The following is an 8,370-nucleotide window of genomic DNA, read 5'->3' on the forward strand; positions in this document are numbered from 1 at the left end:
AGCAGGTCCTGGACCCGGCGCCGCCGGTCGCCCTTGGGCGCGACCTCGGGGTGGATGTCGTACGGCTCCCCGATGATGTCGCCGACGGTCATCCGCGGGTTGAGCGAGGTGTACGGGTCCTGGAAGACCATCTGGATGTTGCGGCGCACGGCCTTCAGCGCCTTGCCGGACAGCCGGGTGATGTCCTCGCCCTTGTACTTGATCGACCCCTCGGTCGGCTTCTCCAGGTTGACCAGCATCTTGGCGACGGTCGACTTGCCGCAGCCGGACTCGCCCACGATGCCCAGCGTCTCGCCGTGGCCGAGGTGGAAGTCGACGCCGTCGACGGCCTTGACCGCGCCGACCTGCTTCTTGAAGAGGATTCCCTGGGTGAGCGGGTAGTGCTTGACCAGTCCGCTGACCTCCAGCAGCGGCTCAGTGGCTGTCTGCGTCATCGAGGCACTCCCTCCAGAAGAAGCAGGCGCTCCCGCGGTCCGCGTCGACCTCCGCGAGCGGCGGCACCTCGGTGCGGCAGATGTCCTGGGCCATCGGGCAGCGCGGGTTGAAGGCGCAGCCCGGCGGGATGTGCATCAGGTTGGGCGGCAGTCCCTTGATGGCGTACAGCTCCTGGCCCTTCTGGTCGAGCCGGGGGATCGAGTCCAGCAACCCCCTCGTGTAGGGGTGGGCGGGCGCCTTGTAGATGTCGTGGACCGGCGCCGACTCGACGATCCGGCCCGCGTACATCACCGCGATCCGGTCGGCGACGTCCGCGACCACGCCGAGGTCGTGGGTGATGAGGATGAGCCCCATGTTGAGCTCGCGCTGGAGTTCGGCGAGCAGGTCCATCACCTGGGCCTGCACGGTGACGTCGAGCGCGGTGGTCGGTTCGTCGGCGATGATCAGGGCGGGTTCCAGGGCCAGCGCCATGGCGATCATGATGCGCTGGCGCATACCGCCGGAGAACTGGTGCGGATAGTCGCGCACGCGCTCGGCAGCGGCCGGAATGCGCACCCGCTCCATCAGCTCGATCGCCTTGCCGCGCGCCTCCTTCCGTGACATCCCGCGGTGCACGGTGAACATCTCGCCGAGCTGGTCTCCGACGCTGATCACCGGGTTCAGGGACGAGAGCGCGTCCTGGAAGATCATCGCCATCTCGGCGCCCCGCACCTTGCGCCGCTCCTCCTCCTTGAACTTCAGCAGGTCCTGGCCCTTGAAGAGGATCTCGCCGCCGGTGATCTTCCCGGGCGGCACGTCGAGGATGCCCATCACCGCCTGGGCCGTCACCGACTTGCCGGAGCCGGACTCCCCGAGCACGGCGAGCGTCTCGCCCTCGTCGACGCTGTAGTTGACCCCGTTGACGGCCTTGGCGACACCGTCCCGGGTCCGGAACTCCACGTGCAGATCGCGCACTTCGAGCAGCACGGCGGTCACCTCAGCTTCGGGTCGAGGGCGTCGCGCACCGCGTCGCCGAGCATGATGAACGCGAGCACGGTGATCGCGAGCGCGCCGGCCGGCCACAGCAGCATGTGCGGGGCCTGGCGGATGTACGCGGACGCCGAGGAGATGTCGATGCCCCAGCTGACCCTCGGGGGCTTCAGGCCGACACCCAGGTACGACAGCGTCGCCTCCAGCGAGATGTACGTACCGAGCGCGATGGTCGCCACCACGATCACCGGCGCGACCGCGTTCGGGGCGATGTGCCGCAGCATCATCCGGGAGTTCGAGGCGCCGAGGGCGCGGGCCGCATGGACGTAGTCGTTCTCCTTGGTGGTGATGACGGAGCCGCGCGCGATGCGGGAGATCTGCGGCCAGCCGAGCAGCACCATGAACCCGACGACCGGCCAGATCGTATTGCTGGTCACCACGGAGAGCAGGACCAGACCGCCGAGCACGACGGGGATCGCGAAGAAGATGTCGGTGATCCGGGACAGGACCGAGTCGCCCGCCCCGCCGTAGAACCCGGCGAGCCCGCCGAGCAGCGAGCCGAGCAGCGCGACCCCGACCGTGGCGAGCACACCGACGCTGATCGAGATCCGGGTCCCGTACACGGTCCGCGTGTAGACGTCGCAGCCCTGGCCGTCGTAGCCGAAGGGGTGTCCGGGCTGCGAGCCCTCCTGCGCCTTGGAGAGGTCGCACTGGAGCGGGCTCTGGGAGGTGATCAGACCGGGCCAGATCGAGATGACGACCAGGAAGACGATGACGAGTCCGGAGATGATGAAGACGGGGTTGCGGCGCAGGTCCCGCCAGGCGTCGGACCACAGGGAACGCGGCTTCTCCTGCGGGCCCGTGCCCTCCGGCCCCCCCGGCGTCTTCTCCAGGGTCTCCGCCTCGCTCGTCCCGAGGTCCATCGCGCCGCCCATCCCGGTCGGGGCGATGACGAGGTCCTCCGGCGGCGGCCCCTCGGGCCCGTGATGCGGCTCTTCCTCGTACGGCGGCTGCTCAGGCATAGCGGATCCTCGGGTCGAGTACGGCGTACAGGAGGTCGACGAGCAGGTTGGCGACCAGGAAGACGAGGACGAGGACGGTCACGAAGCCGACGACGGTCTGGGTGCTCTGGCGCACGATCCCCTGGTAGAGCTGGTAGCCGACACCGTGGATGTTGAAGATCCGCTCGGTGACGATCGCGCCGCCCATCAGCGCGCCGATGTCCGTGCCGATGAAGGTGACCACGGGGATCAGCGAGTTGCGCAGCAGGTGCCGGATGGTCACCCGGCGCCGCGGCAGGCCCTTGGCGACGGCAGTACGGACGTAGTCGGAACGCTTGTTCTCCGCGATGGAGGTCCGGGTGAGCCGGGTGACGTAGGCGAGGGACACCGAGGCCAGCACCAGGCCCGGCACGATCAGCTCGCCGAAGGTGGCCTCCGCGGAGACCGACGGTTTGATCCAGCCCCACTGGACGCCGAGCAGCAACTGGGCCAGCAGACCGGTGACGAAGGTGGGCACGGAGATGACGACGAGGGTGAGCAGCAGGACGCCGGTGTCGACGGGCCGGCCGCGGCGCAGACCGGTGATGACCCCGAGCGTGATGCCGATGACGATCTCGAAGAAGATCGCGACGATCGTCAGCCGGATGGTGACCGGGAAGGCGGAGGCCATCAGTTCGGTGACCGGCTGTCCGTTGAACGCGGTGCCGAAGTCGCCGGTGAAGATGTTGCCGAGGTAGGTCAGGTACTGCTGCCACAAGGGCTTGTCGAGGCCGAACTCCGTGCGCAGCTGGGCGGCCGTGGCGGGGTCACACTGCCGGTCGCCGCACAGGCCCGCGACGGGGTCGCCCATCACGTTCACCATCAGGAAGATGAGCATGGTGGCGCCGATGAAGACCGGGATCATCTGCAGCAGACGCCGGATGACGTACCGTCCCATGAGTGCTCCGGAGGTAGAGGGGCGATCCGTGGTGACGGGACCGCCCCGGGCGGCTCAGTTGACGGTGATCTCGTTGTAGACGGGGACGCTGAACTGGTTGAGGGCCACGTCCGAGACCTTGTCCGAGTAGCCGGCGCTGCCGTTCTGGTACCAGAGCGGGATGGCGGCCATGTTGTCCCGCACGACCCCTTCGGCCTGCTGGAAGAGCTTGACGGCCTTGCTGGTGTCGGTCTCGGCGTTCGCCTGGTTGACGAGGTTGTCGAATTCCTTGTTGGTCCACTGGCCGTCGTTGGACGAGGCGTTCGTGTAATACAGCGGCTGCAGGAAGTTCTGGATCAGCGGGTAGTCCATCTGCCAGCCGGCCCGGAACGGACCGGGCATCTTGTGCTGCCCGATCTGGTTGCGGAAGTCGGCGAAGGTGCCGATCGGGTTGCCGACGCAGGCCGTGTCGTTGCCGAGTGCGTTGTTGATGGAGTTGCAGACTGCGTCGACCCACTCCTTGTGCGAGCCGGTGTCCGCGTTGTACGAGATCTTGACCTGGCCGCCGGGCAGGCCGCCGCCCTCCTGGACCAGCTTCTTGGCCTCGGACGGGTTGTAGTCGCAGGAGTCTCCGCACAGGCCTTCCTGGAAGCCGCCCTCCTTGCCGAGCACCGGTGAGGTCCAGTCGCTGGCGGGCGTCCGCGTCTTCTGGAAGATCGTGTCGGTGATCTGCTGGCGGTTGATCGCCATGGACAGGCCCTGGCGGACCTTCAGAGCGCCGCTGGTGTTCCACTTCGGGTCGTAGAACGGGAAGGCGAGGGTCTGGATGATGCCGGCCGGGGTGTTGATGTACCGGCCGTTCAGGTCGGTCTTGGCGTTCTTGAGCTGGGCCGCGGGCACGTCGTCGACGAGGTCGAGGTTGCCGGCCAGGAGGTCGTTGTAGGCGGTGTTGTTGTCCGTGTAGACCTTGAGGGTCACACCGCCGTTCTGCGCCTTGTCGTCGCCGGGGTAGTCGTCCCATTTCACCAGGGACATCTGCGAGCCCTTGGCGTAGGAGTCGATCGTGTACGGGCCGTTGCCGACGGGCTTCTTCACCCACGCCGCGTGGTCGTCGAAGAACGCCTTGGGCAGCGGTGAGTAGGCCGAGTAGCCGAGGGTGTCCGGGAAGGTCGAGAACTTCTGGTTGAGCTTGACGGTGAAGGTGTTCGTGCCGGTGACCTTCAGCCCGGAGAGGGTGTCGGCGCTCTGGCTGCCCGTGTCGGGGTGGACCTTGTCGTAGCCGTCGATGTATCCGAAGAAGTACGCGTTCTTCTGGTTGTTCTTCAGGCTGGCGCCGTAGTTCCAGGCGTCGACGAAGGACTGGGCGGTGACGGCCTCGCCGTTGCTGAACTTCCAGCCGTCCTTGATCGTGATCGTGAAGTTCTGCGAGTCGGAGGTGTCGATCTTCTGGGCGAGCATGTCCTCGGCGGCGCCGGTCTTGGCGTCGTACCGCTTCAGGCCGCGGAAGATCATGTCGAGGACCTTGCCGCCCTGCACCTCATTGGTGTTGGCCGGTTCCAGCGGGTTCTGCGGGTCGCCCCAGGAGGCACTGACCGTGCCGGAGCCACCGCCGCCGCCGCCGCTGTCACTCCCTCCGCCCCCGCAGGCGGTCGCCGCGAGGGCTACCGCCGCCGCACATGCGGCCCATTTGGCGTGCGTGGCTCCACGCATGGAGTGCCTCCTCAAGAGTGCGCTGTGCCGCCGGCGCCGGGGTCGTGCGTCCGGCGCCCGGTGCGCTGTGCCTTTAGGGCCCAATATCCGTCCATATGGGGCGCGTCGCACATTTACCCCACCCTTCCGGGTGTCGATCCATCCAGAAGGGGGTACTCCGGGCACACACTCCGTCAAAGGATCTCGGCGGCCGACGCCACAGGTCTCCGCGGTTCGACGCGGAAGCTCAGGACATCGATCCCGCCACCCGAGGGCACGGACCACGCGAAGACGCGCACGATCGCCGAGGAGCTCACGGCATACGCCGAGCACGCCGAGGGCCCGGAGAGACCGCGATCGGTCTCTCCGGGCCCTTCCTCACGACGCTGAGCCCCTTTAAGGGCCCGAGGGCACCGTCCGCCGCGTCCGTAACCGGCTCGACGGACGAGACGCCCTAGCCCGACTCCCCCCGCTCCACGCAGAATTCATTGCCCTCCGGGTCCGCGAGGAGGACCCAGCCGCCGCCGTCCGGGCGGGTGTGATCCGCCAGCAGGCGGGCGCCGAGGGCCAAGGCGCGCTCGACCTCCGCCGTTCGGGTGCGGCCGTGCGGCTGCAGGTCGAGATGGATGCGGTTCTTGGCCGTCTTTCCCTCTTCGACGCGTACGAACAGGAGGGTCGGGCCACCGGACGGGTCCACGATCAGCGCCTCCGGGTCACCGGGCTTGTCGTCGTCGGCGAGCGGGCGGCCCAGCACCTCACTCCAGAACAGTGCGAGATCGTACGGGTCACCGGTGCAGTCGAAGGTGATGGAGCGGATGGTGGGGCTCGGAACCCCTGCTTCTGTCATCCCCTAGTCACCCGTCCGGCCGTCGGCCAGTTCACGCAGGATGTCGATGTGGCCGTTGTGGCGGGCCGTCTCCTCGACCAGGTGGAGGATGATCCATCGGAGGTCGACCCGGCGGCCGTCGCGGCCCGCGCGCTCGGCCTTGGCGTCGAGGTCGCGCCCGGCCACCAACTCGCGATAACGGGCGCTCTGCTCCTCGTACTCGTCCAGCAGCTGGGGCAGCGGGAAGTCGACGGCGATGCGCATCTCGCGGTCGGGGTCCTCCTCCGTCCAGGGCCCCTCGTCCTCCTCGCCCAGGAAAACCACCTGGAACCAGTAGTACTCGACCCAGCGCAAGTGGTTGATGACCCCGCTGAGGGTCATCAGGGGGGACCCCGGCAGCGGGGCCTTGCGGGCGTCCTCCGCGGAGACGCCCTCACACTTGGCGCGGGCTGTGGCGCGGGCGTAGTCGAGGAAGGTGGTCAGCTGGGTGCGCTCGTCCCACGCGGAAGGCGTGTCTGTGCGTGTCGGTGAAGTCATCGGGATGAAGCATCCCGGCCGGGTCGTCCGGTGTCGAACGATTAAGAGGCGCGACCGACAAGGGCCGAGGCAGGGTCCTCGCCCACACCCGTCGACGAAACGGCAGCCTCTCGGCGACGGCGGGCAGTTCGCCTTCGAGACGCGCGATCCCGCCGTACGGGCGGGGGAGACCTGAACGCCCGAGGGAGCACGAAGTGAACGACGCGCACGGGGACGCCGTACGGGTCCGCCACGAGGTCGGGGCGCCGCCGCGCATGCAGCGCATTTCGCCTAAGTGACTCGATGCAGGGAATACCTACTCCCAGACTGCGCGCCTGCCGCTCCGATCATTTACAATTCAATTTCCGTGCAGGGTGGATTCAGTGCACTCCCAACCCGCGCGCAAGGTTGAACGGGCGTCAATAAACCGACCTCGAACGGCTACGGTTGAACTGTTCGAGGTCAGCCTTGGGGGCCGCCCCTGAGCAATGAACGCGCCGATACCTGCTCGGTCCGGAGGAAACGAGAAGACCTCCGATGGCGACGGAGGACCACTCGGACGACTTCAGGACCGGTGCCGCGCCTCCGTACAAATCCATGCCCGGGGTGACTCACAGGAGAAGGACCGTCGGACGGGTCAGCGCGGCAGCGCCTTGAAGACCACATGGACGCCGCCGTATGGCGACACCGAGATCAGCAGGTTCGAGGACAAGGCCACCGCCAAACGCTCCAGCAGGGGCAGGGTCGGGACCCCTCGACCGCACTCCATCCGCGACAGGGCGCCCTGGGTCATGCCCGCCTGCAGGGCGAGGCGTTCCTGGGTGAGCCCCAGCTCCAGCCGCCTGGCACGCACGGCGGCGCCGAAGAGACGCCCGACACCAACCCCGGCGCGCTCCGCTCCGCCCTCCGTTTCGCGACCTGCTCCGTGACCTGTTCTTCGATTTGTTGCAACCGGCATTTCCCTACTCCCCGTTTGCCCCAGCTCAATGACCACGCTGCTCTGGATCACTGACCACGACAAAGGGCGGCGGGCATACGGTTGCAGACTTGGGGAGAACTTGAGGTCCGGCTTTTCCCATACCGCAAAGCACATAGACCGCCACTTTGAGACGTTGGTCACTTCATACGTCGCGAGTGATGGTGAGGAACGGCATGGATGCGGACCAATCCCCTCACCCGCACCCTTGGCGAGTCTCCGTCCGCACGCTTGGTCCCGTCGCACCAGGGACTGTCAATACACCGGTACACATGGGCACTTCACCTCTTCGCGGAACTCATTTGCCGCCGCTTCCGTACACGGCGAATTCTGAGCCGACCCACCGAGCTTCCGCGAAAGGGCTCATCCGTGCTGAGAGTCGCAAGTGCCCTTGTTTCCACGGCCGTTGTCGCGACAGGCATTGTCGCCGGCACCGCCGGCACCGCCTCCGCCGCGTGCGCTCCGTCTCCCGGCAAGTGCTACCACATCACCAACAAGTCGACGGTGAGCAAGCCGACCAAGCTGCACAGCGAGTACGACAACCTCGGCGGCAACCTCACCTACAACCATTCGAAGACGGCCACGGTGAGCGCCAGCGGTACGGCGGTGTCGAGGCCGAGGCCGGGGTGATCTTCGCCAAGGCGAGTACGTCGTTCAGTGTGACCGTGGGGGGATCCTGGTCGAAGTCCAGCAGTTGGAGCTACTCGATCCCGGCGAGGAACAAGGCGGGCAAGACCAAAGTCCGCATGACGATGTTCCACGAGTCGAAGAAGTTCAAGGCCACGAAGTACACGTACTCCTACGACGCCCACTGCAGATACCACGAACACAAGGTGGGGGCGAAGTGGTTCACGGCGCCCGTGAAGAAGGACTCGAACGTCTGGGGCCTTGAGTGGAAGTAGCGGAAGGTCAGGGGCCGGCCACCAGGCCCTCGGCCTCGAACCGTCCGTGTCCTCCGGCCAGGCGGCGCGGTGTCGCCGTCTTCCAGACATAGACCGGGTGCCCGGAACATCTCGTGTGGTGTGGGGCCCCGGTTCTGTGC

The 8,370-nt window shown here is 67.1% G+C and carries 10 protein-coding genes; 2 read left to right on the forward strand and 8 right to left on the reverse strand.

Going from position 1 to position 8,370, the window contains the following annotated elements; translation table 11 throughout:
* The 8 genes from ACFWBT_RS39320 to ACFWBT_RS39355 form a co-directional block, all read right to left on the reverse strand.
* The coding region (locus ACFWBT_RS39320; protein ID WP_385708575.1) for an ATP-binding cassette domain-containing protein at positions 1–434 on the reverse strand (434 nt) is incomplete at its 3' end.
* Positions 415–1,401, reverse strand: a complete 987-nt coding sequence (locus ACFWBT_RS39325) for an ABC transporter ATP-binding protein (RefSeq protein WP_385708577.1) — start codon at positions 1,399–1,401, stop codon at positions 415–417. The genes ACFWBT_RS39320 and ACFWBT_RS39325, both read right to left, overlap by 20 nt.
* A gap of 5 nt (positions 1,402–1,406) precedes the next feature.
* Positions 1,407–2,426: an ABC transporter permease gene (locus ACFWBT_RS39330; protein WP_385708579.1), complete on the reverse strand. Its 1,020-nt coding sequence runs from the start codon at positions 2,424–2,426 to the stop codon at positions 1,407–1,409.
* Positions 2,419–3,342, reverse strand: a complete 924-nt coding sequence (locus ACFWBT_RS39335) for an ABC transporter permease (RefSeq protein ID WP_385708581.1) — start codon at positions 3,340–3,342, stop codon at positions 2,419–2,421. The genes ACFWBT_RS39330 and ACFWBT_RS39335 overlap by 8 nt, the downstream gene beginning before the upstream one ends.
* A 54-nt stretch (positions 3,343–3,396) precedes the next feature.
* Complete coding sequence (locus ACFWBT_RS39340; RefSeq protein WP_385708583.1) at positions 3,397–5,031, reverse strand: ABC transporter substrate-binding protein; 1,635 nt, start codon at positions 5,029–5,031, stop codon at positions 3,397–3,399.
* 433 nt (positions 5,032–5,464) lie between these two features.
* Entirely contained in the window at positions 5,465–5,857 is a 393-nt protein-coding gene (locus ACFWBT_RS39345; protein ID WP_385708586.1) for a VOC family protein, read from the reverse strand.
* A gap of 3 nt (positions 5,858–5,860) precedes the next feature.
* Positions 5,861–6,373 (reverse strand): DinB family protein, encoded by a 513-nt coding sequence (locus tag ACFWBT_RS39350; RefSeq protein WP_385708588.1) that lies wholly within the window; start codon positions 6,371–6,373, stop codon positions 5,861–5,863.
* 616 nt (positions 6,374–6,989) lie between these two features.
* Positions 6,990–7,205: a helix-turn-helix domain-containing protein gene (locus ACFWBT_RS39355; RefSeq protein ID WP_385708590.1), complete on the reverse strand. Its 216-nt coding sequence runs from the start codon at positions 7,203–7,205 to the stop codon at positions 6,990–6,992.
* Between the two features lie 492 nt (positions 7,206–7,697).
* Here ACFWBT_RS39355 and ACFWBT_RS39360 point away from each other — a divergent pair, with 492 nt between their 5' ends.
* Together ACFWBT_RS39360 and ACFWBT_RS39365 are read left to right on the forward strand one after the other, a co-directional pair.
* Positions 7,698–7,958, forward strand: a complete 261-nt coding sequence (locus tag ACFWBT_RS39360; protein ID WP_385708593.1) for a hypothetical protein — start codon at positions 7,698–7,700, stop codon at positions 7,956–7,958.
* 35 nt (positions 7,959–7,993) lie between these two features.
* The gene (locus ACFWBT_RS39365; RefSeq protein ID WP_385708596.1) at positions 7,994–8,230 is read left to right on the forward strand and encodes a hypothetical protein; all 237 of its coding nucleotides are present in this window, start codon (positions 7,994–7,996) and stop codon (positions 8,228–8,230) included.
* The last annotated feature ends 140 nt before the right edge of the window (positions 8,231–8,370 follow it).

The sequence above is a fragment of the Streptomyces sp. NPDC060027 genome (assembly GCF_042737005.1).
Lineage (GTDB): Bacteria > Actinomycetota > Actinomycetes > Streptomycetales > Streptomycetaceae > Streptomyces.